34 protein-coding genes and 1 pseudogene are annotated in these 25,213 nt (G+C 42.8%); 23 read left to right on the top strand and 12 right to left on the bottom strand.

The window, feature by feature from the left end; all coding sequences use genetic code 11:
* The first annotated feature begins 207 nt into the window (after positions 1-207).
* Genes L7D49_RS01125 through L7D49_RS01115 form a run of 3 tightly spaced genes read left to right on the top strand, consistent with a single transcriptional unit; the run spans position 208 to position 2,931 of the window.
* Complete coding sequence (locus tag L7D49_RS01125) at positions 208-1,029, top strand: ABC transporter permease (protein ID WP_238078930.1); 822 nt, start codon at positions 208-210, stop codon at positions 1,027-1,029.
* Between the two features lie 4 nt (positions 1,030-1,033).
* Positions 1,034-1,816: an ABC transporter ATP-binding protein gene (locus L7D49_RS01120; protein ID WP_238078929.1), complete on the top strand. Its 783-nt coding sequence runs from the start codon at positions 1,034-1,036 to the stop codon at positions 1,814-1,816.
* 14 nt (positions 1,817-1,830) lie between these two features.
* Positions 1,831-2,931 carry an ABC transporter substrate-binding protein gene (locus L7D49_RS01115; protein WP_238078928.1) on the top strand — a complete coding sequence of 367 codons (1,101 nt, stop codon included), beginning with the start codon at positions 1,831-1,833 and terminating at the stop codon, positions 2,929-2,931.
* A 1-nt stretch (position 2,932) separates the two neighbouring features.
* On the opposite strand, the gene L7D49_RS01110 is transcribed toward L7D49_RS01115, so the two are convergent.
* From L7D49_RS01110 to L7D49_RS01065, 10 genes are all read right to left on the bottom strand, one after another.
* The gene (locus L7D49_RS01110) at positions 2,933-3,160 is read right to left on the bottom strand and encodes a hypothetical protein (protein WP_238078927.1); all 228 of its coding nucleotides are present in this window, start codon (positions 3,158-3,160) and stop codon (positions 2,933-2,935) included.
* A gap of 651 nt (positions 3,161-3,811) precedes the next feature.
* A complete protein-coding gene (locus tag L7D49_RS01105; protein WP_238078926.1) occupies positions 3,812-4,312 on the bottom strand; it encodes a hypothetical protein in 501 nt (166 codons plus the stop codon).
* Positions 4,313-4,318: 6 nt separating this feature from the next.
* On the bottom strand, positions 4,319-4,537 hold the full coding sequence (locus L7D49_RS01100) for a DUF2188 domain-containing protein (protein WP_238078925.1): 219 nt from the start codon (positions 4,535-4,537) through the stop codon (positions 4,319-4,321).
* 33 nt (positions 4,538-4,570) lie between these two features.
* Positions 4,571-5,755: an XRE family transcriptional regulator gene (locus L7D49_RS01095; RefSeq protein ID WP_238078924.1), complete on the bottom strand. Its 1,185-nt coding sequence runs from the start codon at positions 5,753-5,755 to the stop codon at positions 4,571-4,573.
* Between the two features lie 15 nt (positions 5,756-5,770).
* Positions 5,771-6,475: a DUF5986 family protein gene (locus L7D49_RS01090; protein ID WP_238078923.1), complete on the bottom strand. Its 705-nt coding sequence runs from the start codon at positions 6,473-6,475 to the stop codon at positions 5,771-5,773.
* Positions 6,476-7,241: 766 nt separating this feature from the next.
* On the bottom strand, positions 7,242-8,207 hold the full coding sequence (locus tag L7D49_RS01085; protein WP_418895841.1) for a S66 family peptidase: 966 nt from the start codon (positions 8,205-8,207) through the stop codon (positions 7,242-7,244).
* A gap of 42 nt (positions 8,208-8,249) precedes the next feature.
* A complete protein-coding gene (locus L7D49_RS01080) occupies positions 8,250-8,582 on the bottom strand; it encodes an HIT domain-containing protein (RefSeq protein WP_238078921.1) in 333 nt (110 codons plus the stop codon).
* A 57-nt stretch (positions 8,583-8,639) separates the two neighbouring features.
* Positions 8,640-9,608, bottom strand: coding sequence for a DMT family transporter (locus L7D49_RS01075; protein WP_238078920.1), 969 nt, complete (start codon positions 9,606-9,608; stop codon positions 8,640-8,642).
* 12 nt (positions 9,609-9,620) lie between these two features.
* Positions 9,621-10,847 (bottom strand): peptidase T, encoded by a 1,227-nt coding sequence (pepT, locus tag L7D49_RS01070; RefSeq protein WP_238078919.1) that lies wholly within the window; start codon positions 10,845-10,847, stop codon positions 9,621-9,623.
* A gap of 35 nt (positions 10,848-10,882) precedes the next feature.
* Positions 10,883-11,542: a lysoplasmalogenase gene (locus tag L7D49_RS01065; protein WP_238078918.1), complete on the bottom strand. Its 660-nt coding sequence runs from the start codon at positions 11,540-11,542 to the stop codon at positions 10,883-10,885.
* A 176-nt stretch (positions 11,543-11,718) separates the two neighbouring features.
* On the opposite strand from L7D49_RS01065, the gene L7D49_RS01060 reads away from it, so the two are divergent.
* The 3 genes from L7D49_RS01060 to L7D49_RS01050 are packed head-to-tail and all read left to right on the top strand — an operon-like array spanning position 11,719 to position 13,564.
* The gene (locus L7D49_RS01060) at positions 11,719-12,186 is read left to right on the top strand and encodes a GyrI-like domain-containing protein (protein WP_238078917.1); all 468 of its coding nucleotides are present in this window, start codon (positions 11,719-11,721) and stop codon (positions 12,184-12,186) included.
* A gap of 17 nt (positions 12,187-12,203) precedes the next feature.
* Positions 12,204-12,557, top strand: a complete 354-nt coding sequence (locus tag L7D49_RS01055) for a hypothetical protein (protein ID WP_238078916.1) — start codon at positions 12,204-12,206, stop codon at positions 12,555-12,557.
* A 59-nt stretch (positions 12,558-12,616) separates the two neighbouring features.
* The gene (locus L7D49_RS01050; protein WP_238078915.1) at positions 12,617-13,564 is read left to right on the top strand and encodes an NHL repeat-containing protein; all 948 of its coding nucleotides are present in this window, start codon (positions 12,617-12,619) and stop codon (positions 13,562-13,564) included.
* Positions 13,565-13,632: 68 nt separating this feature from the next.
* Here L7D49_RS01050 and L7D49_RS01045 read toward each other — a convergent pair whose 3' ends face one another.
* On the bottom strand, positions 13,633-14,580 hold the full coding sequence (locus L7D49_RS01045; protein ID WP_238078914.1) for a LysR family transcriptional regulator: 948 nt from the start codon (positions 14,578-14,580) through the stop codon (positions 13,633-13,635).
* Between the two features lie 108 nt (positions 14,581-14,688).
* Here L7D49_RS01045 and L7D49_RS01040 point away from each other — a divergent pair, with 108 nt between their 5' ends.
* Positions 14,689-15,699, top strand: coding sequence for a YeiH family protein (locus L7D49_RS01040; protein WP_238078913.1), 1,011 nt, complete (start codon positions 14,689-14,691; stop codon positions 15,697-15,699).
* A 66-nt stretch (positions 15,700-15,765) separates the two neighbouring features.
* On the opposite strand, the gene L7D49_RS01035 is transcribed toward L7D49_RS01040, so the two are convergent.
* Positions 15,766-15,987 carry a DUF2187 family protein gene (locus L7D49_RS01035; RefSeq protein ID WP_238078912.1) on the bottom strand — a complete coding sequence of 74 codons (222 nt, stop codon included), beginning with the start codon at positions 15,985-15,987 and terminating at the stop codon, positions 15,766-15,768.
* Positions 15,988-16,227: 240 nt separating this feature from the next.
* Between L7D49_RS01035 and L7D49_RS01030 the strand changes: the two genes are divergently transcribed.
* The 16 genes and pseudogenes from L7D49_RS01030 (at position 16,228) to L7D49_RS00955 (ending at position 25,111) form a co-directional block, all read left to right on the top strand.
* A complete protein-coding gene (locus L7D49_RS01030; RefSeq protein ID WP_238078911.1) occupies positions 16,228-16,491 on the top strand; it encodes a metal-sensitive transcriptional regulator in 264 nt (87 codons plus the stop codon).
* 71 nt (positions 16,492-16,562) lie between these two features.
* Positions 16,563-17,048, top strand: coding sequence for a DsrE/DsrF/DrsH-like family protein (locus L7D49_RS01025; protein WP_238078910.1), 486 nt, complete (start codon positions 16,563-16,565; stop codon positions 17,046-17,048).
* Between the two features lie 17 nt (positions 17,049-17,065).
* Positions 17,066-17,353, top strand: a complete 288-nt coding sequence (locus L7D49_RS01020) for a rhodanese-like domain-containing protein (protein ID WP_238078909.1) — start codon at positions 17,066-17,068, stop codon at positions 17,351-17,353.
* A gap of 48 nt (positions 17,354-17,401) precedes the next feature.
* Entirely contained in the window at positions 17,402-17,971 is a 570-nt protein-coding gene (locus L7D49_RS01015; protein ID WP_238078908.1) for a sulfurtransferase TusA family protein, read from the top strand.
* A 19-nt stretch (positions 17,972-17,990) separates the two neighbouring features.
* Positions 17,991-19,118: an MBL fold metallo-hydrolase gene (locus tag L7D49_RS01010; protein ID WP_238078907.1), complete on the top strand. Its 1,128-nt coding sequence runs from the start codon at positions 17,991-17,993 to the stop codon at positions 19,116-19,118.
* 31 nt (positions 19,119-19,149) lie between these two features.
* Positions 19,150-19,377 (top strand): sulfurtransferase TusA family protein, encoded by a 228-nt coding sequence (locus L7D49_RS01005; RefSeq protein WP_238078906.1) that lies wholly within the window; start codon positions 19,150-19,152, stop codon positions 19,375-19,377.
* Positions 19,378-19,438: 61 nt separating this feature from the next.
* Positions 19,439-20,212 (top strand): sulfite exporter TauE/SafE family protein, encoded by a 774-nt coding sequence (locus L7D49_RS01000; RefSeq protein WP_238078905.1) that lies wholly within the window; start codon positions 19,439-19,441, stop codon positions 20,210-20,212.
* A gap of 183 nt (positions 20,213-20,395) precedes the next feature.
* Positions 20,396-20,971, top strand: a complete 576-nt coding sequence (locus L7D49_RS00995; protein WP_238079090.1) for an RNA polymerase sigma factor — start codon at positions 20,396-20,398, stop codon at positions 20,969-20,971.
* Entirely contained in the window at positions 20,958-21,722 is a 765-nt protein-coding gene (locus L7D49_RS00990; RefSeq protein ID WP_238078904.1) for a DUF4367 domain-containing protein, read from the top strand. The genes L7D49_RS00995 and L7D49_RS00990 overlap by 14 nt, the downstream gene beginning before the upstream one ends.
* A gap of 117 nt (positions 21,723-21,839) precedes the next feature.
* Positions 21,840-22,055 carry a hypothetical protein gene (locus L7D49_RS00985; protein WP_238078903.1) on the top strand — a complete coding sequence of 72 codons (216 nt, stop codon included), beginning with the start codon at positions 21,840-21,842 and terminating at the stop codon, positions 22,053-22,055.
* Positions 22,056-22,067: 12 nt separating this feature from the next.
* Complete coding sequence (locus tag L7D49_RS00980) at positions 22,068-22,559, top strand: SRPBCC family protein (RefSeq protein ID WP_238078902.1); 492 nt, start codon at positions 22,068-22,070, stop codon at positions 22,557-22,559.
* An 83-nt stretch (positions 22,560-22,642) separates the two neighbouring features.
* Positions 22,643-22,915: a hypothetical protein gene (locus L7D49_RS00975; RefSeq protein WP_238078901.1), complete on the top strand. Its 273-nt coding sequence runs from the start codon at positions 22,643-22,645 to the stop codon at positions 22,913-22,915.
* A 47-nt stretch (positions 22,916-22,962) separates the two neighbouring features.
* On the top strand, positions 22,963-23,790 hold the full coding sequence (locus L7D49_RS00970; RefSeq protein ID WP_238078900.1) for an aminoglycoside 6-adenylyltransferase: 828 nt from the start codon (positions 22,963-22,965) through the stop codon (positions 23,788-23,790).
* A 131-nt stretch (positions 23,791-23,921) separates the two neighbouring features.
* A pseudogene (locus L7D49_RS00965) lies at positions 23,922-24,101 on the top strand (NUDIX hydrolase); the annotation flags it as partial.
* 148 nt (positions 24,102-24,249) lie between these two features.
* Positions 24,250-24,693 carry a GNAT family N-acetyltransferase gene (locus L7D49_RS00960; RefSeq protein ID WP_238078899.1) on the top strand — a complete coding sequence of 148 codons (444 nt, stop codon included), beginning with the start codon at positions 24,250-24,252 and terminating at the stop codon, positions 24,691-24,693.
* A gap of 157 nt (positions 24,694-24,850) precedes the next feature.
* On the top strand, positions 24,851-25,111 hold the full coding sequence (locus L7D49_RS00955) for a DUF3221 domain-containing protein (RefSeq protein ID WP_238078898.1): 261 nt from the start codon (positions 24,851-24,853) through the stop codon (positions 25,109-25,111).
* The last annotated feature ends 102 nt before the right edge of the window (positions 25,112-25,213 follow it).

The following is a 25,213-nucleotide window of genomic DNA, read 5'->3' as shown; positions in this document are numbered from 1 at the left end:
AGCAGTTAAGTTGAGTGCGTATTACAATTGATTTCATTTCGGGATCAAAAAAAGCATCGTTACAGTCGAAATCGGCTAAACGATGCTTTTTTGTGTACAGATCATTCGCAGGGCAATGGCACATCCGCATAATTCCCGATATCTCGACGTTTGCCTATGTCGACCCATAGGCATAAACATATCATTTAGATGAAGAGGTGGTGGACATTGGATAGAAGAGGAACCATTGAAAAACATGATCCGTTTGAAATCGAACAGCAAGAGTGGAAGCGGAGACAGTCGAAGGAACGGTTTAAGCAACTGTTGACCATTGTATCGCCCATCTTCCTATTGTTGCTGTGGGAAGTGTTGTCGAGAACAGGGATGATCGATACCCGTTTCTTTCCTCCGCCTTCAGCGATCATAGGGACTCTCTTTGATATGGTGGCAAATGGATCACTCGCAAAACATGTAGGGGTTTCATTGTATCGGATTTTTGTAGGATTTCTGGCAGGAGTCATCCCGGGCGTCATCATCGGCCTTTTAATGGGTCTTTATTCGCCCATCCGGCATCTCATGCAGCCGATTGTTATGGCGCTGATGCCGATCCCGACGCTCGCGTTACTCCCAATGATAATTATTTTGTTCGGAATCGGTGATTTATCCAAAGTAGTTACAATTGCAGGCAGTGTGTTCTTTCCGGTCGTTATCAATACGGCAGCCGGGGTAATGAACATCGATCAGATCTATTTGGACGTTGCGAATAACTACGGAGCCGGAAAGCTGCAGTTCTTTTATAAGATTGCTCTGCCCGGAGCTTTGCCCGTTATGCTGGAAGGGATCCAAATGGGGCAGGCAATTGCACTATTAACGATTGTGGCTGCCGAAATGATGGGTGCGACCTCGGGGATCGGCTACTTAATTTGGACGTCGTATAAGGCATTCCTGCTGCAAGAAATGTATGTCGGGCTCATTCTCATTTCTTTCTTCGGCTATTTGTTCTCTGTACTGCTGCGAGGATTCCAGAAAAAACTGCTGCCATGGAGGTGATCGGATGAAAGAAAAAATTACGATTCAACATTTGACGAAGGCATTTTATAAAAAACAAGGCAGTGTCACCGCTCTTGACGATATCTCTATGACAATCGAAGAAGGAGAGTTTGTGTGCATTGTCGGTCCGAGCGGTTGTGGAAAAACAACGCTGCTCCGGATCCTGGCGGGCTTGGAGCAGCCAAGTGTCGGTGAATTCCATATCGCGACCGATCATGAGGACCGTCCGCTCCAATCAATGGTCTTTCAAGAACGGGGCGTCATCCCATGGCTGACAGTTGAAGAAAATGTCGCTTTCGGTTTGAAAATGAGGCGGCTACCGAAGAAATTGATCGAGGAACGGACGAAATATTACTTGGAGAAGACAGGGCTTGCAAAATTTTCGAAGTTATATCCAAGGGAATTATCGGGCGGAATGAAACAGAGGGTCAGCATCGCGCGGGCATTTGCGAACGATCCGGAAATCTTGCTAATGGATGAACCTTTTGCAGCGTTGGATGAGCAGAATAAATTCATCTTGCAGGAAGAATTATTGTCCATCTGGTCGGAGACGAAAAAAACAGTGATATTCATTACCCACAGCATCGACGAAGCATTGCTGCTAAGCGACCGGATCCTTTTGATGAGCTCGCAGCCGGGCAAAATCATCAAAGAAATAAAAGTGACGACTCCGCGTCCGAGAACCATCGAGGATATCAGAAAAGATCCGGACATGGCACAGCAATTCATTGAGGTATGGAAGCATCTTCAAAGGGAAGTTCAGCAATCGAGAGAACAAAAAGCATGAAAAGGGGAGAACATATGAAGAAGCGGCTGAAAGCAGGATGGATACTCCTGTTAAGTTGTATTTGGGTACTTGGGGCATGCGGCAAGACAGAGCCGGCCGCCCCGCCGGCATCCGAAACGAAACCACCGGGTGAAGCTGCCGCAGAAGCGCCGTCTGGCGACTTGGCACCACTTGAAAAACGGACGAAAGTATTGATTGCCGAAGATGGTGCGGCGTCAGGTGCAGGTTTTTATATCGCCAAAGAAAAAGGATACTTTGAGGACTATAACATCGAAGTGGAATTCGCTGATTTTGCAAACAGCGATGATATGCTGCCAGCCCTCGCAGCAGGTGAAGTGGATATAGCAGGTGGTGTATCGACAGCATCGTTCTTCAACGCTATTGCACAAGGCATAGATGTACGAATTATTGCGGATAAGGGACATAACGTACCAGGCAATTCCTATTTCACCTTCGTCATCGGCAATCATATGGTCGATGAAATCAAGGAATACAGCGACTTTAAAGGGAAGAAGATTGGGGTTTCATCCCGCAATTCGATTGATGGCTATATTTATGAAGAGATGCTGAAGCATGCCGGCTTAACCGAAGACGATGTCGAGTATGTCCACATCGCTGATTTCGGTGCGATGCTAGGCGCCATTGATTCTGGAACAATCGACGCAGCGCTGAACATCGAGCCGCTCATTACCCAAGGCGTCGAAAAAGGGTTCCATGTACGATTTGGCGACGCAACCGATTACGCACCAGAATCACAAATTGCCATGGTACTCGCCTCACCGAAATTCATGGCGGATGATGAACTGTCACTCCGATTCATGCTTGCCTACCTGAAAGGATTGCATGATTACAATGATGCCTTCTTCAAGGACATCGGCAAAGCGGAAGTCATCGACATCATGGTGAAACATACAGCACTGAAAGATCCTGCACTGTGGGATAAAGTACATGTCACCGGACTTAACCCGAACGGCGACATGTACGTTGAGGACATCAAAAAACAATTTGATTCCTACAAAGCAAACGGCGCCATCCTAGGTGACATCGACTTCAATATCGCCATTGATACATCACTCGCGGATAAAGCAGTGGAAATACTAGGTGAATATGAATGAGTCAAAGCCCGCGAGTTGTCGCGGGCTTTTGTCTGTAGATCAAACTCGAATAATAACGAAGTTTGCCTACAGTCTTTTCTTTTACTAGGGAAGTAATACTAAAAAATGTTGATTTCCGCTTCGGTTGGACGCTTTCCGCGGGCACGGCTTCAGCCGCTTCCTGCGCTGCGCTTCGTCCAGGGTCTTCAGCTCGCGCTGTTCCCGCAGGAGTCGCCAGCCTGCGCTCCAATCAACAGTGTCTCCATAATAAGGATTAGGTAATTGATATGATGACGAAGAATCAGATGAATCAACGGTGAAAGTTGGAAATACGGACCAGGTGAACAGTTGGTGCCTCCTGTTCATCTGGTCCGTAAATTGGATCGGTCATTGATTTCTCGTTTATCCATCCATTGGTGGAAGACCTAGTATCGACCCCGTTGTGTTGGCCAGATGGACATCGAAATCGCCAACCGTGGTGTAACCAGAAGAAAAATAAAGAAGAGGTAGGGCTCATTCTCACAAAAAGCAGGAAAGGGGTTGGAAATCCATTTGATTTCCAACCCCTTTTGTCTACAGTCTAAGCCTTTCAATTTAGAAAGGCTTATTGAAGTTTTGGAACAATATTAATTTCGAATTAGTAATTAAATAAAGCACTATTTGGTTTTTCGAGGAGGAGGAGGTGGTGGTGGTGTTATTTTACCAGTTTCAGTTTTTCTAGAGCCGTTGGTAATCCGACTTCCGTGGCGAACTTCAAGATTTTTTTTGTGATTTGTTCATAATTATCTCCTCTTCTGGATTCATCTATAAAGTATGAACCTATTTCTATTGACATTTCCTGGTCATAAGGAAAGCTGAAATACATTTTATCCTGGCTATATAAATATTTACTGGTTTCTTTTTAATAAATAGCGACATTCAGTAGAGTGAGTTCCCGTAAATTATTTTCATCAGAAAAATGTTCAACTTCACCCATAAAGTATTCTTCGCAACTCGATGGTCGTAAGGTAACCCATACTGTAGAACGATCATTGAATAAGGTTAGCCAAACATCATTGCTTCCGTATTTTGCACTGAGATGCATTTTTCCAGCTAATTTATACATTAGTTTGAAATTAATTGTATAGATGCAAGCGATAGATAATAAAAGGCTTATAGAAGTCGCGAATAAAATCTCATTAGCTGAAATATTTAAATCTCCTTTTAAGAGGAAGTTTAAGAAAGTGTATCCACTGAAACATCCACTAACTAAATATGAAACTAAGGAGAGTAAATATACGTAAATAACAAAAACTTTAAACTCAGATATTTTTACCGTTGTCAAGGATCCGATTAATAAAACTCCTAGTATTCCAGGTAAAAATAAAAATATTACTGTTAATGAAAGTTCTGTAATGTTCATTACTTTTTATCCTCTTGGAGGGTATGGATCGTTACCATAACTATTTCGATCTCGAATTTGTCCTTTACGATTGTGAATGAAAAGCTCACTCTTTTGATTTTTTGCGATTCCTTTTGCAACATCTATTGCCTGCTGTTGTGTTTGATGAATACTAGTAGCTCTTGAATTTCCTGAGCCTTTAACTTGCCATAAACCATTTTTTGGTGTTACATGTTGATTTCCCATTCAATTCATCTCCTTTAAATTTTAATCTGCTATTTATCCACTATGTTTTTGTTTAAAATCCTTTAATTTCAATACAACTCTGGATTCGCTATTATTAATAAATAGAGCAGGATCAACGCCACAAATCATTGCAAGCATTTTGGGAGTTAAGTATAGGTTGTACTGCTCTGCAATTTTAATAGGGATTTCATGGCCTTTTAATATATCCTCATCTATCAATAACTCCAAAGATTGTTTAAAAGCCACTGGAACAGTCGTTTTAGTTTCTAAGTCAAATGGCTCTGGATTTTTCCATTTGCGATAATGCATTTGTTTATAAAGTTTTACTTCTTGTTCACCGTTAATTAAGGAAAGATCTCTTGCCCGTTTAATCATAGCAGCCATCGATACATTCCATCTTCTCTTTAAGCTGTAGTACGTGTCAATTTCATCTGTAATCCTGGTGGCTAATTCGGCACCGAATGTATCTTCTGGTAATAGAAAAATAGATGCTAACCGATTAGCTTCATCTTCCATGATTTTATACTCCTCTTTATCCAATTCCTGCGGGTTTATATTTTGATGCAAAACCCAATGTGCCATTTCATGCGCAATGCTGAATTGCTGCCTGTAAAACGAACTTGATTCCCCTGTCCCCGTGACAATTACGAAATAAGGGGTGACCTCTCCGAGACTATTTTCTATAGTATTCATACTACTAAAAGCATCCACTTTACTTTCGTTATAATCCATACTAATTACGGTAAAACCCATTAGTTCGGCTACCTCAATAATATCTGGTATTGGTCTGCTATCTAGTCCGACAAAATTGCGCATTCTTTTTGCAATTGCATTATAATCCTCAAGATGTTCATAGCTTTCTCTTTCCTCTAATTGGGGAAAATCAATATACTGTTCTAAAAAATCCCGGACAATTACCGAGTATTTTAAAGCGATTGAAGCAGGATTTTTTGCTTTTTGGGTAGCTGTAAGTCTTGAACGGAAAAAGGTCCCTTCATTTTGGATATTAAATTTGTCGTTTGTATAAAAAAATTCTCTAGGGTAGCCCAAAATTGTTGCTATTTGTAGTGACTTTTCAAAACTAGGTTCTATATTTTGATTTTCGTACTTTGAAATCATTTGCTTCGTGACATTTAATTCGGCTCCTAATTCGGTAATCGTTAACTTATTATAAAGTCTCGCTTCCTTTAGCCGTTGTCCATTAAATATCTTATTCATAATAAAATCTCCAAACTATTTAATCTTTTTTAATTGAACGATCTGTTTCTTTTTATTTACAGTAGTAGTGCTTTCTTTCTTTTCCGTTTTAATCTCATCTGATTTTAAGGCGAATGTATAATTTCTTTCGATTAGGGCCGTGAAATCTTGATGCCAAATTGCTTCATGTTTACTGTTAAAAATGTATGCATTAACTGTACTAGTAAAAGATTTATCGAACGCAAACACTACAACGCCTGAAGGGTCTTGTTCTAACATTTTTATGATGTCACGGGCTTGGCTTTCTAAGGCATCATCTGAAAATGGTTCCTCCACTTCTTCTATATCCAATTTTAGTTGTTCATTAATTGGTTTATGATCATCCAAATGTCTATTAAAGAAATTAAGTAATTTTAAATAGTGATTACTTTTCCCTTGTTTTATTATGCTTTTTAAGTTTTTATGGCTAAAGAAAACGTATATAGAATTATCTTTTCCAACAATAAAAATGGCCTTCCATAGGTTTCCTCGTTTTATAATACCGAATCTCAAATCATACTTTTTTGCTACTTTTACTAAAGAGTTATAGCGATGATCCCATTGGGCGGTTGCAGAACTGTTTTCTACTCCATCACCGTCAACATTGTTAATAGCTTCTCTTAATAAAGGCTTTAATTCAGGGTCATCATGTATGAGAGTATTGACAAAATCTTTCAAAATGTCATCATCTAGATTGATCAATAGAAAATGCACCTCTTTATATGTATTTTGTTAGAAAAAAACTTAGATTTGTCTACTTGTATTGATTATACATCCAAATAAGTATAATAGCAATTAAAATAATAGTTAAAGAGGTTATTGCAAATTGGTCGCCTACACTACCCCTTCATCAAAAGCAAACTCCCCTGTTGTTAAGGAATACGTGTTGCTTTGGTATTAAACGCTTTGATAATTACTAAAGCAGGTAGTGCCGGTACAGGTGAAATAGCTTCTTTAGCGTCTGCCTATCTACTGAATGCAGGATTTATCTGCAGCAACGATTATTCAATTGAAGAAGTGATTCAAGAAGTACCGTTACATATTTTCGCAGATGGAGATGATTCGTAAGAACCGGTATTAATTATGCATCACAAACTATTGGATTTCTGTAAGCTAGTTGTAAATGGTAGAGTATTGCTACGCAAAGCTGTCAGGAAGTTTTTTCAAATTGCGCATAGCGAACAAAAAATAGGATACTGTTCGATGAGCGGATGGAAGAATTTGATCAATTGATACCGGTGACATAGCATTTAAATATTCAATCAAGGATTTTGAATATAGATTTGTCAGAGAATCTTATTAAGATTAAAACGCATTACACCATCCCGAATAGGGATGGTGTCTGACACTCGCACAAACGCAGAAAAAATCCTTACAAAACAACTCCCACAGTCAACACAAGAACACAACAAAAGAAAAAACGCACGGAAAGCCTCTGCTTCCGCGCGCATTACATATTTGAGTAAACTTAAAACCTCACAAGCTTCAATACCCCTGCGGAAGCATCCACCAGCACTTCTCCGCCAATCGGGAAGGTGAACATGGGTTGGGTATGTCCGAAATCCACATCATATAAAACAGGAATTTCCTTTAACATCGGATGTTTATCAAGAATGAACAGCAGTTGCTCCTCCGACATATTCGAAGCTCGTTGAAATCTCCCGATTACAAGGGCTTTGAGGGATTTTACAGTTTGCAATAAAGACGTTAAATCCCGTGCAAAGGTCTCGGGAATGGTCATCTCATCATCCTCGACAAAGAGTACGGCATTCTCAAGAGTTGGCATGTAGTCAGTACCTTGCAGCAAGTTAAGTGTACATAGATTGCCGCCCCATAATGTGCCGCCAGCCGTCCCTGCCTGATATGTTTTCCAAACAGTTTCTTCAAAGTTCCGATTCTCTTGATCTAAATACCAAGCATCGTCGCTCCATTCGCTAGACGGTTTCATTTCAAACGGAGCATCATGCATAAGGCATTGCGTAAAGAAATGGGTTTGGTATTCCTGTCCTTTCACCATTTGAAAACTGGAGAAATGAGGTCCCGAGTACGTAACCATTCCCGTTTTTGCCGTAATGGCATTTGCGATGGCCGTAATATCGCTGAAGCCACAAAATATTTTCGGGTTCTTTTTAATTAATTCAAAATCAATATAAGGCAGAAGTTCATTGGAATTAAAGCCGCCGATGACGGATAGAATCCCTTTTACCTGCTCATCGCTAAACGCATCATGCAAGTCTTCCACTCTTTGCTCAATGCTTGTGGAATTCTGAAGGTCCTTTTCAAAGATGTGGCGGCCGAAAGAGACGGTAAACCCTAGCTGCTCGAGCCTTTCCTTCGCCATTTTTATACCTTCTTCGGATAAAATGCATGCACTGCGGCTCGGCGCAACAATCCGTATTTCATCGCCGTTTGTTAATTTCCCCGGTATTTGCAACATGTTTCTCTCTCCCTTTTGATCCCATATCTCAAAAAAAATTTAAGAATCCAGCAGTTTTCCAGAGATGATATGCCAATGAAGATGTTTGGAATCTTGATATTTGCCGAGGTTAGTAATCACCCGGCAGGCTCCATGTTCTTCTGTCACCTTTGCTGCCACTGTTTTCACTACATGCATCAGCTCAAGCAAGAGTTCATTATCGCCTTCCTCCAAAGACAGAAGTGAAGGAATGTGCTTTTTGGGAATCGCCACAATGTGGACAGGATAAGACGGTTTTGTATGATAAAACGCCAGGGCGTTTTCGGTTTCTAACACCCTAGTTACTTCTGTTTTGCCACTCAACACATCATCACAATAAAAATCAGAACTCATAAAAATCCTCCTCACCATCTACTTTTTAGCTGATATGCAAGTCTGGATGTATAAAAATTATGCATTACTCGCCTTCAAGCGCTTCTTCCCCGCAACGGCCGTCTGATAGCTATGAAGCGCCATTCCTATTATTATGACCCCTATCCCGGCAAGCGAAAGGGCGCCAGGCAAGGCGATATGTAAAATAATGATTTCTCCGATCATCGCAAAGATCAGTTCCGTCGATTGCGTAGCTTCGACGGCTGCCAGTTTTCCCTGGTCGCCTTGCACCAAGTCCGTCGCCATGAAGAACAGGGAAGTGGCAATAACACCCGAGCTGACGGCGACAATCAATGACTGAACGACTTGACTCATCGATGGTAGTCCAACGGTCATGATCGCATAGACGGCAAACAATGCCCAGATGGGAAGTGTCATGAGTGTCATGGCGAGAACCCGTTGAAATGTATCCAGCCGGCCTTGCAATAAATCCATCATCTTCCGATTGCCGAGCGGGTAGGCGAATGCCGCGACGATGACCGGTAAAATGCCGAGCAGCAGAGTTTGCAGCCCTACACTTTTCGCATTCGGAATTTGAATCAAGACGACTCCCGCAAAGATGATTAACGAGATGCCGAGTGAAATCAAAGGAATTTGCTGTCTCACCTTTTTATCGCCAGTCGACGTTTTCACAACAATTACAAAGAATGGAGCGAGCAGTACACCTGCCACAATCGTCAATTGCCACGTACCGGCCAGCAGCCAGCCCGGACTGTACGCTGCAGAGAAAGTGAGCGGGGCATAAAATAGGACGAACGCCACGACGCTCCATATAAAAAAAGGCGCAGGACGCGCTGTCATGGCGTCTTTCATATCACGAAGCCCGCCGCGCCAAGCGACGATTGCGATTAAAAACGGCACCATGAAAAAATAACGGAGGGAAGCGCTCCATAGCCAACTTCCCCCTGACATTTCCATTGATCGATTTAATACGAACGTCACCGCAAAAAAGAGGGATGAGAGGATTCCAAGCCAAATCGCTTTCATCTAACCGCCTCCTTATGCCCGTTGTTCGTAAAGTTTCACAGCCTCGACAATGACTTCCGTTGCTTTCACCATGTTGTCGACAGAGATATACTCATACTTGCCGTGGTAGTTTTCGCCGCCTGTGAAGATGTTTGGAGTTGGCATGCCCATGTAAGATAACTGTGAGCCATCCGTTCCGCCACGTACCGGAACTATGTTTGGCTCAATATCAAGCGCTTTGAATGCATCGCCAATAATATCGACGATTTCCATGACCGGTTCGATCTTTTCACGCATGTTGTAGTATTGATCTTCCAGTTCCAACACGACCGCTTCTTCGCCATGCTTCTCTTTCAACTTCGCAACTGTATCGACCATCAATTGCTTCCGCGCTTCGAATTGCTCACGGTCGAAATACCGGATGATATAGCTTAACGTCGTCTTTTCGACTGCCCCTTCGACATCCATCAAATGAATGAACCCTTCATAGCCGTCCGTTTTTTGAGGGATTTCATCTGCCGGCATCGCTGCTTGGAATTCATTCGCAATCAAAATGGAATTGACCATTTTATCCTTTGCGGAACCCGGATGGACGTTCGTTCCATGGAACGTCACTTTTGCTCCTGCTGCGTTGAAGCTTTCATATTGAAGTTCACCGATTGGGCCGCCGTCCATCGTATAGGCGTATTTCGCTCCAAATGCTTCCACGTCAAATTTATGTGGCCCGCGTCCGATTTCTTCGTCCGGTGTGAACGCGACGCGGAGCTTGCCGTGTTTAATCTCTGGAGTGGCAATCAAATATTCCATAGCCGTCATGATTTCCGCAATCCCGGCTTTATTGTCAGCCCCGAGCAACGTCGTTCCGTCTGTTGTCATGAGCGTGTGTCCTACGTAATTTTTCAATTCAGGGAACGTTTCAACTCGCATTACAGTATTGCTGTTCAGTTGAATATCGTTGCCATCATAATCATGGACAAGCTGTGGATTGACGTTTTTCCCCGTGTAATCAGTCGCTGTGTCGACGTGCGCCAAAAATCCGATGACCGGAATGTCTTTGTCGGTATTAGCGGGAAGTGTGGCGAATAAATAGCCATTGTCGTCCAGTGTGATATCTTCCATCCCGATGGCAGCCAACTCTTTTTCGAGCTCATGGAGCAGGTCCCATTGCCCTGGCGTGGAAGGCGTCGTAGCGCTTTCTGCATCCGATTGTGTATCTATTTTCGCATAACGGGTTAACCGTTCGATCAATTTTTCTTTCATTCCAAAGCCCTCCTCAAAATAGTGGTACGATTCTTTCATCTTATCAGATTGTTTGGATTTACGGAATACTTCACGAAGCGGTTCCCGATGCTCGAGACAATAAGGACCTGTGCAGCATAATAGGTGACCATGACCAATGCATCGCGATACGGGAGCGCTGTTACAAAACGGTCAATTGCCAAAAAGGAATCCGAACAGATGAAGAGAAGCGCGCCAAAGATGGCAAAGGGCAACCGTGTCCGTATGGCCATCCAGCCCATCACTAATATGACGGCGATATAAGCGATGATGGCCGTGCCTAATATGGTTTGACCTGCTGAATATTGAGAACCCGCAATCCAAGCAGCCATAAACAGTCCGTAAGCGACAAGGGGGATGGCTGCCCAAAGAGGCACCGGCTTCCGGCTAGCTTGGCGGAATGCCGCGATGTAAAAAAGATGTCCGAAGAAAAAGGTCACAAGCCCAGCCATAAACCAATAAATGACTCCATCCGCGACCATGCAGACAAATAAACCCGCCAAGATAATCCGCTTGTATGAAGTGGATACGAGCGAAGGTGTGGCAAATCCATAAAGAAGGATGAGAGCCATGGGCAGAAGTTTCATGGCAATCTTCACGTCCACGAGTTCGTCAGGGCCAAAAAAGAGATAGATAAGTCCGGTTAATATGATAGAGGCAAGCAAAAATTTCCGCATTGATGTCCAGCTCCTTCCATTCCCATACCCTTCAATAGAAAGGGAGGGAATTCCTTCTCTTTTTTATATTCAACGGACATTTTTTCATGAGGCTTACGGAATATTGTGAAATATAGGGAACTCTAGCATAATGGTATCGTCTTGATTAGAACGCAAACATGGAAGGGGCAGGGTGTATGGGTAACGAGAAGCAAGTAAGGGATTGGGGAGAGCTGAAATTGGTCGGCTATAGGATTTTATGCGAAGGGGATCAATACATAACCGAAATACCGAAAGCATCCCTTCGTTTGCAGGGTAAGCAGGAAGATATCCCGCATGTCGTCAATCCGTCACAGCAGATCGGGGCATTTGTTGTGGATGGCGTGCCGGAAAATGACGGCTACTGGATTTGTATGGAAGTGAGGGAATTCGGGGATTTGCCAGATGATCTGGTCCAGCTGACGGTTCCTCCGCAACGATACGCCGTCGTAAGATACAACGGTCCAAACGACAAAATCAGGGAAGCCTATTCCGAGTTGCATGCTTGGATGGAAGAGAACCAGTATTCGAGACGTCTGGATGCTTGGCATTTGGAGAAGTTTCATAGCTGGGCAGATCGTGAAAACGTTGATGTGGAGCTGTTTGATACGATTGCTGGCAGATAGGGAGGAAGCAAGATTATATGATGTCATTCTCAATTTTATTCATGCTCGTTATGCTAACCCTCTTCCTGGTTACTGTTGGCTTGGGCATAAGTTTATTTTTCCGGCATCGTGAGGCACAAAGAAAGCCTTCAATAACAGCATGGATCGCCTTTTTGCTTCAAGTCGGTATGTTCATTGCCTTTGTCATGGGAAGTTTCGCCAATAGTTCGGATCTCATCTTAGATATTCTCTGGTGGAGCATTGTGATCTTTGGTTTTATTTCTGGAATCAGGGAGTTTCGAAACAATGTGCTTGCAGCCATGCTACTTATTTTAATCAGTATGTTTATGGCGGCATTTATGCTTCTTCTGTTATTCATTACTTCTATGTAACTAGCTGCAAACCTTGTGGAATGGAATGACGAATTCACAGTAAGCGGAGGCGGTTTGTAATGAAAAAATGGCAGTGGATGGTTGTGCTCGGTGTGCTCATGGCGGGTGTGCTGATTACGATCGTTTTTAGCAAATCAAAAATTCACCCGGAAGCAAGGCAAGAGAGTGAGTCTAATTTCGGAGCGGCCGAGCAGATAGAGAAGCTTTTTTCGATTGAGTACGGCACGGAAGATGGGCAAATCGGGAAGCCCCAGCGGAAACTCGAAGGAACTGACCTAGCGCCTATGAGTTTCTTCGTGAAAGAAAATGTCTTTTATATTTTGGATAATGCCGCTAAGAAAGTGGTTGTTACTGATGGAACTGAAACGATTCTAGATTTAAAGCTTCACGATGCCTGGTTAAAAGATATTTTTGTCGATGACGCAGGAACAATCTATGTATTGGATGAAAGACAAGGTGTCTTAACCTATGACAACGAAGGCGTATTAGTAAATAAGCTTCCATTGCAGCATGACAACTTCATCCCCACAAGCCTTACGGTGAATTCGAAGGGAGACATCTTCGTTCACCAAGGGGGAAGTCGAACTCTTTCTGTAGTAGACAACCAAATCGAACCATACGTAAAGTCCTTTGGTGATTTGACAGTTGCCCCAAGGCGAGTGGATGAAAAGAATGGGAAGCTAATTGTAACAGAGAAGGGAACAGAGACGGTGATCCCCATTCCATTTGAAGAAACTTACGGGGCACTTACCATCCACGATTTAAAGGCGAATCAAATCATCTATGAAAAGCTGGAAGTAAAGGATGAAAGCCCAATCTCCACAGTTTCGCGCATCTACGTAACAGATACGAAGGGGAAGGAAATAGGCAGTGTCCAGGTTCCTTACGAACAATCCATTTACTTCGCAGAACATCCTATCCGCGTGGACAAACAAAGAATTTATTTCATGTCTCCGCAGGAAGATATCGTTTCTTTTTATGAATTAAAGCCTGATATCAGGAAGTAATGCTGTTTTATGATCAGAAAGCACCTTATCTAAGCTGGCTGGATCTTAGATAGGGTGCTTTTAGATACTTAAATCTGGTTTTTATCGTAATTGATACAACCATAATGCTCCCCGCCAAACGGAGCCAACAGCTTACTCTCCCGCAGCAAATCGATAAATACTTCAAGCGCTTTTGTTTGAAAGGGGGTGCCCGTTACGGCAGAGAAAGTTCTAACGTACGGCAGCCCCTTTACATGAAGGACGCATAATTCCCCGTGCTTTAATTCCTTCTGAATGGACCAATAGGAAAGCAGGCTGATACCGAGCCCGGCCTCAACGGATTCTTTGATTGGCTGGGTGCTGCTGAAGTGCATGACGGAAGCGGGGCTCAATCCGTGCTTCGCAAATAAGGTATCTATCGCTTCGCGTGTTCCGGAGCCGGCTTCCCGGATGATCCACGTTTCATTCTCCAAGCGTTTTAAGTCGATCGGTTCCGTCTCCTTACGCAATTCGGCAAGCGGACTTGAAGGGGAACAGACAACGACCATCGTATCTTCTGCCAACTCTTCTGCAATCAATTTGGATTCCTGAAACTGACCTTCCACGATGCCGACGTCAAGTTTATGTCTTGCGACAAGCTGGGCGATGGTGGATGTATTGCCGATTGTGACGGTGGGTATGATAGCAGGGTAGCGTGCCTTTAAATCCGCAAGAATATGGGGCAGTACATACTCACCGAATGTGTAGCTCGCACCAATTGACAACGCACCACTCGCTTTATTCGTGAGGTCGTCGACGAGGTGCTGCATTTTTCCGTAAAGCGCCATGATTTCCTTTGCATGATGATAGACGATGTCTCCCGCTGTATTAAGACGTACATATTTATTTGTCCGTTCAAGCAGCCGGACGCCGATTTCCTCTTCTAGTGAGCGGATATATTGGCTCACGGCAGGCTGTGTCATATGGTGAATTTCCGCGGCGCGCGAGAAGCTCTGTTTCTCGGCAACCGTAATGAAAATCTGTAATTGTGTATCCATTCCAATCCCTCCGATAATCTATCATAACCTTTTACTTATCATAATCATTATTATAATTTATTTTACTTATATAAATACAGGTATTATCCTAAGACTAGGAGGTGTACCATGGACGGACAATCAAAAAACAAAGCGGGTCTTTGGATTGCAGGAATCGCTTTTACTTTCTTTATTGCATTTTTAGGATTTTTATTAGCAAAGGTACCTGGATTCGACCATATTGGCCAATTGGCGAGCGCCATTATTATCGCTGTTGCCTACCGGCAGTTTTTCGGTTACCCGGATATTTTGCGGCCGGGCATTACTTTTTCTTCAAAAAAGCTGTTGCGGCTCGCGATCATTTTGTACGGGTTGAAATTAAACATTGATGTTGTGTTCCGCGACGGGCTCGGCTTGCTCGTGCGTGATGCGTTTATCATTGCATTTGCCATCGGAATGACGGTGCTTCTGGCCAAGTGGTTAAAAGCGGATAAAAACATTTCTCTTCTATTAGGGGTAGGTACCGGGGTATGCGGGGCAGCTGCAATTGCCGCGGTGGCGCCAATTTTGAAGACCAAAGATGAGGATACGGCTATTGGCGTAGGAATCATCGCCATGATGGGAACTGTATTTGCCATCGGGTATACGATTTTACGACCGATATTGCCACTCATTCCGACAGACTATGGAATTTGGTCTGGCATGAGCCTGCACGAGCTTGCCCATGTAGCAATTGCAGCGGCACCCGCAGGAGAAGATGCGCTGGCTATTGCATTGCTGGCGAAACTCGGCAGGGTATTCCTGCTCGTTCCTCTCTGCTTCATTTTCATTTATTTCATGAAGCGTAAAAGCAAAGGCAATCCCGAGGAAGAACAAAGCAAAATCGAGTTCCCATGGTTCTTGGTCGGTTTCATCGTGCTCAGCTTGTTCGGAAGTTATGTGCTCGGCCATTCCATTCCGGTATCGGACAATGTGATGTCGGGTATCAGCACGATTACCACATGGTTATTGACGGCTGCTATGGTTGGTCTCGGTCTCAATGTCAGCTTGCGGGATCTCCGCGAACGTGCAATGAAACCTCTCCTTGCTATGACAATTGCGTCTATTGCGCTATCCATTGTGGCGTATTTCATTATTTAAAGAAAAAAGAAGGACTGCCTCCGTTGCCAATTCGGCTGACGGGACAGTCCTTTTCAATCGCCTGCCTTAGCAGACAGAGTAGTTCTTATGTGAAACAACCGTAAGATCGGAGGCTGCGCCAATCCGTTCTGCATCCTCTTCGGAAATCTTCACGATGACAGAGTTCTCGAGAATCTTGTGGATCGTTCCGTTCACCTCGTAATCATTACGGACAAATGAAATCTCTTCGTCAATATGACGAGCTGCGACAAAATCTGAAATGTCTTTTTCCTTGCGTGGAAATGCCAATCGAAACCCTCCCATTGTGATTTTCATCTTTCTAGCAGGCCAGCTTGTCTTTAGCAGACTGGGCAGTAGAAGATGGAAAAACAACTAGTCGAAGTCGATCTATTTCGAGTTGTCTAGTACTAGTATACCATAATTTGTCGAAGTTTGCAGAAGCGAAGATTTTATTAAAATTGATGTGTTGACAAAATACCGTGCGGGGTATAATATAAGCGTATAGCTGAACAGAAAGGAGGTTGCGACGTGGAGTATGATGATAAAATCAAAAACAGATTACGTCGGATTGAAGGCCAGATCAAAGGCATTCTGCGGATGATGGAAGAAGAGAAGAACTGTAAAGATGTCATTACCCAATTGTCGGCTTCCCGGACGGCTATCGATCGGACAATCGGTGTCATTGTCAGTTCCAATCTCATCGAGTGTATACAAAATAAAGATGAAAAAGATCACCGGACACAAGAAGAGATTGTGAAAGAAGCAGTCGATTTGCTAGTGAAGAGTCGGTAAAATGGACTCTTTTCTTTTTACAATATATAATACCCCATAGGGTAGGGGTAATAACAATTAGAGAAAGGAAGATGAATTTGTCAGAAACAAAAAAGACGACCATTGTGTTATTCAGTGGCGATTACGATAAAGCGATGGCCGCCTATATTATCGCGAATGGAGCGGCCGCTTATGACCACGAAGTGACGATATTCCATACGTTTTGGGGCTTGAACGCACTTCGGAAAGAGGAGCAGGTTCCTGTCAAAAAAGGTTTTCTTGAAGGCATGTTCTCCAAAATGATGCCGCGCGGCGCGGATAAAATGGGCCTTTCCAAAATGAACTTTGCCGGCATGGGCCCAAAGATGATTAAACAAGTAATGTCGAAGCATAATGCGATGACATTGCCCCAATTAATTGAATTGGCTCAAGAACAGGATATTAAACTTGTCGCCTGTACGATGACGATGGATTTGCTTGGACTGAGCCAGCAAGAACTGCTGGATGGCATCGAATATGCGGGCGTTGCGGCCTACTTGGCAGATGCACAGGAAGGAAACGTCAATCTATTTATTTAAGAGAAGGAGAGAGTGGAATGAAGGAAATCACGGCGGCAGAAGTAAAAGAAACATTGCAGACAAAACATATTATTGACGTGCGGGAAGTAGATGAAGTGGCAGAAGGCAAAATTCCAGGAGCGATTCATATTCCGCTCGGCTTGTTGGAATTCCGGATGCATGAGTTAGATAAGAACAAAGAATACACGATGGTTTGCCGTTCTGGCGGGCGCAGCGGAAGAGCGGCGCAGCTATTGGAGAGCCATGGATACAAAGTAGTGAATATGGCCGGGGGTATGCTTGCGTGGGATGGTCCGGTTGAATAAAAATTTTTATAGATAATTATACCCCCATAGGCATAAAGGAGAGATGAAATGATACAAACAGATATGAAATTGGATGCAAAAGGACTCGCTTGCCCGATGCCTGTCGTGAAGACAAAAAAGATCATGCAGGAGCTGGCTCCGGGGAAAGTGCTGGAAGTGGAAGCGACGGATAAAGGGTCGATAGCAGATATTAAGGCTTGGGCAGAGAGTGTAGGGCATCAATATATCGGCGTTCACGAAGAAGATGGTGTCATTACGCACTATTTGCGAAAAACAACTGGTGAAGAAGCGGAGGAGAAGCGTTTCCCGCATGTTGTATCAAACGAGGAACTGCAGGAAGCTTTGGCGGCCGACGAAGATGTTCAAATCATTGACGTCCGTGAAAGTGCAGAATACGCATTTGGCCATATCCCCGGCGCTATATCCGCTCCGTTCGGTGAGTTGGAAGCAATCATGAACAGCTTAGATAAGGAAATGAGCCTCTATGTCATTTGCCGCACAGGGAACCGCAGTGACATGGCCGCACAAAAACTGGCCGATGCGGGTTTCCGCAATGTAAAAAATGTTGTTCCAGGTATGAGCGGATGGAATGGATCTAGTCAAAAATCTATGAACTAAATTAGGAGGTAGAAAAGAAATGGCAGTAACTCCATTGACAGCAGGCGATATCGCTAAAAAGGTGATTAGAAAAGAACCGCTCTTCATTCTGGATGTCAGAAATGAAGATGCATTTAAAGATTGGAAGATTGAAGGGGAATCGGTACAACATTTGAATATTCCTTACTTTGATCTATTAGATGGTGTGGAACATATTCTCGCGCAATTGCCGACAGACCGTCCGGTTGTTGTCGTTTGTGCAAAGGAAGGTTCTTCAATCATGGTCGCGGATATGCTTTCAGAAGAAGGCCGTGAGGTGCATTATTTGAAAGGCGGCATGAAGGCTTGGAGTGAGCATCTTGAGCCTGTAAAGGTAGGTGATTTGAAAGAAGGCGGCGCTATCTATCAATTCGTCCGGATCGGCAAAGGATGCTTGTCCTATATGATCGTCTCGGAAGGAGAAGCTGCCATCGTCGATGCAACGCGTATGACCGATGTCTTTACTTCATTCGCAGACGAACTGGGCGTGAAGATTACCAACGTCTTGGATACGCATCTGCACGCGGATCATATTTCCGGTGGCCGCCAAATTGCACAGCAGACAGGAGGCACATATTGGTTGCCGCCAAAGGATGCAGCGGAAGTGACGTTTGCATACGAGCCGCTTGAAGAAGGACACGTCATTACGGTCGGTAAATCGAAAATTGATATCCAGCCAATCTACTCGCCTGGACATACGATCGGATCGACTTCATTCATCGTGGACGGCGCTTATCTGTTATCCGGAGATATTCTTTTCATTGATTCCATCGGAAGACCGGATTTGGCGGGTCTCGCGGAGGACTGGGTCGGTGACCTGCGGGTAACACTTTATGAAAGATATCGGGCACTTACTGAAGAATTGATCGTTCTGCCAGCTCACTTCATGATTATTGAGGAATTAAACGCGGACGGCAGCGTGTCTGAAAAACTAGGCACATTGTTTGCGAAAAACCATGGATTGAACATTGCAGATGAGAAGGAATTCAGAAAACTGGTGACGGATAATCTTCCGCCACAACCGAATGCCTACCAAGAGATCCGACAAACGAACATGGGGAAAATCACCCCGGACATCGATGCGCAACGTGAAATGGAAATTGGACCGAACCGCTGTGCGGTACGTTAATCAAAATAAAAAATAGATAGGAGATAGACAAATGAACATTGCAAAAGTATTGGATGCTAAAGGATTTGCATGCCCTATGCCAGTTGTACGTGCAAGAAAGACGATTAAAGAATTGGAAACAGGTGAAATTCTGGAAATCCAAACGACTGATAAAGGATCAGTGGCTGATTTGTCCGCATGGGCAAAGTCCGGCGGCCATGAAATGATTGATCAGAAAGAAGAGGCAGGCGTCTTCACTTTCTGGATTAAAAAAGGCTAATCAAACCGAAAGGGTATCTTTATAAAAGATGCCCTTTCTTTAGATAAAAGGAGGAATTATCGTGGATATTGGATTTATCATCACTCTTTTCCTAATCGGGTTCGTGGGGTCATTCCTATCGGGCATGGTTGGGATTGGAGGATCCATTATTAAATACCCGATGTTGCTATATATACCACCCCTTCTCGGCTTTGCCGCTTTAACGGCTCACGAGGTGTCGGGAATAAGTGCAGTTCAAGTATTTTTTGCGACCATTTCAGGTGTATGGGCATACCGAAAGAGTGGATTGTTGAATAAAACGCTAATTATCTATATGGGCACCGCCATTCTGATCGGTAGCTTTATCGGCGGTTATGGGTCGAATTTAATATCAGAAGGCGCCATTAATGTTGTATACGGAGTTTTGGCATCGATAGCTGCCGTTATGATGTTTGTCCCGAAAAAAGGCTTGGATGATATACCAGCAGACCAAGTCACTTTCAATAAATGGTTGGCTGCCGTTTTGGCTTTCATTGTTGGGGTTGCAGCCGGCATAGTAGGAGCGGCGGGAGCATTTATTCTCGTGCCGATCATGCTCGTGGTCTTGAAAATTCCTACACGCATGACGATTGCAACATCGCTTGCCATCACGTTTATCTCTTCCATCGGATCCACAATAGGAAAAGTGATGACGGACCAAGTACTATACGGACCTGCCGCTATCATGATTGTGGCAAGTATTATCGCAGCGCCTATAGGAGCAAAAGCTGGGCAAAAAATGAATACAAAAGCGCTCCAAGCCATTCTTGCGGTATTGATACTGGCAACTGCGATTAAAGTTTGGTTAGAATTTTAAATGATCGGCCACTTGAACCCATTCTTTTTTTAAAAAAGGATGGGTTTTTTCTGGCTCCTCACCTTGTAAATCATTCCAAATACTCTACTCTATACCAAGATTTTGCGGTATAGTGAAGGAAATATAAGGAATAGTTCTTACTACATTCTGACGAGGTGAGAGGTGGTCGACTTGTTGAAAAAGGTGTTCGCCGAAGAGGAAAAAACGACGCCTGAAGTAGAGAAAATTATTTTCGAAAAGTATTATGACCGTGTTTATCATACAGCTTATTTTATTGTAAAAGATCCTGAATTGGCACAGGACATTCTACAGGAGAGCTATTTGAAGGCTTTCCGCAATATCCATCTCATACATGAAATTGAGAAAATCGGTGCCTGGCTGACGACGATAACAACCCGGACGGCGATCGATTATTTGCGGAAAATGAAAAGATGGAATGATTTTGCTGCAGACGACGTCTTTATTAACAAAGAGCTCCTGCAAGTAGAGCAGAATCCGATTTCATCTGTTGAGACGGCGGCGGAGCGAAAACTAATTCGTTCCCTTTTGCAGGAAGAGATCGATAAATTGAAAGCGAATCACCGAATTGTCCTTTTTCTTTATTACTTCGATGACTTGACATATGAAGAGATTTCGGAAGCTTTGGATGTCAACATTGCAACTGTTAAGACAAGGGTGCACCGTGCGAAACTGAAACTGAGAGCGGCGATTGAAAAGAAAGAAGAATTGATGGAGGCGATTCTGGATGTCGGAAAATGAAGATCGGGATTTCGATGACCTCGTTCGGGAAGCACTGCAAGAGCAAATCCATCGACAGCCCCTTTCCGAGGTGACCATCGAGGAGGCTTGGAAGCGGCTTGAAGCTGGAAGAAATACAAGCCCTCCCCGCCGGAAAATGAAAGGCTGGGGCATGCTTTTGTCCTTAGCGGCCGCTTGTATGTTGTTATTCTTCATTTGGTCGCCTGGAAACGGATTTGCTTACGGAAACTTAGTTGTATGGTTTCAGCAGATTCAAGGTTCGGTCATTCAACTGATGGGCGGTAACACGGAGAAGGCAGAAACTATGGTTACGGACATGCCGGATGCAACTGCTTATCAAGTTATTGAGACCTCCGAATATGAAACCGATCAGCTGAGTGTAGAGGAAGCCCAGTCGGTAACGGACTTCCCAATCGTCCTCCCGGAGGTTCCTGTTGACTTCGAATTATCACATGTGGACGTGATACGAAAACAGAATGAGAAGAGCAAGGAAATCTATCTAAATTATATCGGTGGGGATCGGGAGTTCACAATTGCACAACTTAGCAGCACAGAATCCTTCAGCTTTGGCATCGTGGCAGACCGAGATGATTCCAAAGTGGAAGAATGGATCATCGGTACACATAAAGGGAGCTTAATCACGTACAAAAACAATCTCCGCCAATTAATCTGGATGACAGAAACCCATTACTTCAGCATTGAGGGCAACTTAACGGAGGAAGAAATCGTCGAGATTGCAAGATCTATGTAAAAAAGTTGAAAGGCGGTTGCTGATTTGGAGGCGAGTAGTATATTCGGGAACATCTATTACTAATTGTTTGTACTTATTTTAATCAATTCAGTCTTCATCTTTTTTTTAAAAGAGAGAATGAAAACGGTGCTGTATCTATTGTTCAGCTCCTTATTTCTGTTGTTCATTTTCTCGCAAATGCTATTACAAGAAGGAATTTTGGCTGATCGATATAATGCATCCGGCGACCCGATGTCCGTGACCTTATTCATCATGATTTCGATTGTTTTTATGGCAAGCGCGATTTTTTATTTCGTTCGATTTTCTAGAAAGAAAACAATAACTGGACAGTAAGGGGATAGAGAAATGGCAGTGACAAGCAAAGGGGTTATCAATGAAGTCGCCATCAAATCACCTTTGGAGTTGGTATGGCTGGCTTGGACTATTTCAGATCGCGTATCGCAGTGGTTCGCACCGGAGGCGGTAGTAGAAGTGGAAGTCGGCGGGGCATATGAATTATATTTCATTCCTGGCAACCGAGAGGGCATGAATACGATGGGGTGCAAAATTGTATCTCTTGTGCCGCAGAAGGAATTGGCGTTCACTTGGAAAGGTCCCGATCAATTCCAAGCGATCATGAACAAAGAAGATGAACTGACAACAGTCTTTGTACGTTTTGAATCAATGGACGAAGAAACAACAAAAGTGACGGTTGAGCATATCGGTTTCCAGGACGAGAGTGATTGGAAGGAAGCGACCGAGTGGCATCAAAGGGCGTGGAGCGGCGTTCTTTCCAGTTTAAAGGCGGCTCTTGAAAAAGGGGAAGGAAATTTGTGCTGTCAGCCGGCGAATGATTAAGTGAACAGTACTATTTTTGATTAAAACGAGGAGTCAATTCAAATATGAATTGACTCCTATCTTCTCAGACTGGGGGGCAGTTCATGGAGGACCAGGACCATCTGAACAAACAGGACTATTTGAACAGAAAGAAAAAGGCTGATTCGCCGCAATCTATATTCGGCGAGATTGGCTTTGTTGCCATAGCCATCGGATTTTTTGTTGTGTACTTCAGGATACTTGCGTACGTCTTTAACCAATATTTTTGGAACGGGTATAACGATTCAATTAGCATTTTTATTTTGATCTTTGGTGTAATTCCGCTGTCTTATTTATCTGCGAAGTTTTTGATGAAAGTGATTAAGATTGCATGGTGAGAGAAAATTAGATGACGATCTGAACTTAAGTTTCAAGGGCTTAATAGATGGGGAAGTCATTGGCAAATTGGGGTGAGAGACGAATGTATACTTTTGAAGAAAGAAAGACATATTTTGATAATGTTAGTAGAGCACTCGCCTCTTCCGAATTAGTGGAAGGGGTTGTCCAATTGGGTTCAGGGGTCATTGGGTATAAAGATGAATTCTCTGATATTGACTTAATGATTGCTGTTTCTAATATAGAGGATGCAGAAAGAACGAAAGATTTTATTAGAGATACATTAGAGGTTTTCAATCCTCTCTATTTCAAAGAAAAGCAGTTTAGTAAAGACATTTTCCTAATTATTGCGATTTTGGAGAATGGACTGGAGTTCAATGTCTCTATTGTTCCAAGAGTTCTTCTATCCGTGCAATCTCCTTTATGGAAGGTAATTATTGATAAAACAGGTTTAGTGAAAGAGAAGATGGATGCTGAAAATGAGCACTTTTTAAATCGTCCTGTAAAATATAATGTCGGTATGGATGTACCATTTGAATTTGTTTATTGTTCTTTGGCTTTAGAGAAAGAATTGAAGCGAAATAACATGATTTATGCACTTAAAATGCTGGAGGATATGAGGGGCTTTACCTTACTAGTCCAAGCAATGATTGAAGATAAAAAACTTCATCAATTTAAAGCATATGAAACGTTAGATCCTCATTTTCTCCAAGACTACTTAGCGACAGTTCCAACAGAAGTTACTGCTGAAAATATAAGGGAATCGGCTTGTAAGTTGAAAGAACTTTTTATGCGTGTAATAAAACATAGTACAACTTTTTCTATGGATGATGAACTAAAGAAACTTTTAGATAAAAACGAATCCCTTGATTTATGATGGGTTTGATTTTTCCGAAAGCACTTTCTCTCTCGTACGAGATCTAGTTATCTTTACTTAATATGAATAATTTATAGATAGAAGATTTATTTAAAAAATTATTTTTATTGAAGAGTAGGGGGAATATCAATATGGACAGATGGGTAGGTTCAGCCGGTATTTGTATAAATGAACAAATGGAAATTTTAATGGTCAAAAGTTTCGAGTCGGAAAGTTGGGCAGTACCGTCGGGTGGTATTGAGGAGGGCGAAAGTCCTGAGGAGTGCTGTGTTAGAGAAGTTAAAGAAGAAACGGGTTATGACGTGAAAGTATTCAAGGAGAACTGATTCAAAATTAATTTGAGCATTAAGTTTTAGGATTTCGAGGATGTATTAAGATTTATTTGTTAATTCCACTCTTCAAAAGTTGAATTATTTACATTAAACATCCTTTACTATATTTGAAAGGTGATATTTTTTGGTGGAGTTAAGAACAATTAATGAGGACAATTATCAAGAATGTTTAAGCTTGAATATAACTGATGCTAATGTGGACTTTATAGACCCTGTAGCGTGGTCATTAGCCGAAGCGTGGGTATTTGGTGATGATGCACGCCCCTTTGCAATCTATACCGATAATGAGATGGTGGGTTATGTTTCAATGCTTATTGTCGAAAATAACCCTCAAATCGTAAATTTTATGATCGATAGCCGCTTTCAAAAAAGAGGTTATGGAACAGCGGCGGCTAAACTTTGTATTGAATATTTGTGCAAAGAACACAATGCAAGTAGGATTTCCTTGCCAGTTAATCTAGGAAATATACCCGCACAAAAATTTTGGAGCAACTTAGGCTTTGAATTATCAAACGATATAGAAGATGGTTATATTTATATGCGGCTGTACATACCAGAAAAATCTGTCTGAGATATGTTATGTTGAATAAATGTTGTAGTCAATGCGATAGGAGGGGAGATTACTGAAAAAAATACTTGCTTTATCCATCGCATGGAGTTTCCTAGTAGCTGGTTGTGGACAAGAACAAGCAACTAACAGTTCTTTGGAACAACAAGAAGGCATTATTGTGGATATAAAAGAGAATCAAAATGGGCGGAGTCAAATATTGGTTGTACCAAATATCAGTAAAGAAGATATTTCTAATAAGGAAGAGGAGGAGTTAATAAAGATAGCTCAAGAAAATGATGGAGCATATTATGGTTATGAAACTGGTAAGTACAAAGAATTAGAAGTAGGAACCTATGTAATTGTATATTGGAACGGCAACCAATTAGATTCGGACCCTCCACAACGCGGAATAGAAAGGGTAGATGCAGTCTCGAAATAATTAACTAGGTTTTCTTCTGCAATGGGGTGCGATTGTTCTTCTACGAGTGCTTTAGTTCAATTAGGATTGTAGAATATTATTCAAAAAAGCGCTCAAATTTCT

It is taken from the genome of Sporosarcina cyprini, from assembly GCF_022048975.1.
GTDB classification, from domain to species: Bacteria; Bacillota; Bacilli; order Bacillales_A; family Planococcaceae; genus Sporosarcina; species Sporosarcina cyprini.
Note: the sequence above shows the minus strand (reverse complement) of the source record. Positions and strands in the feature narration are given on the sequence as shown.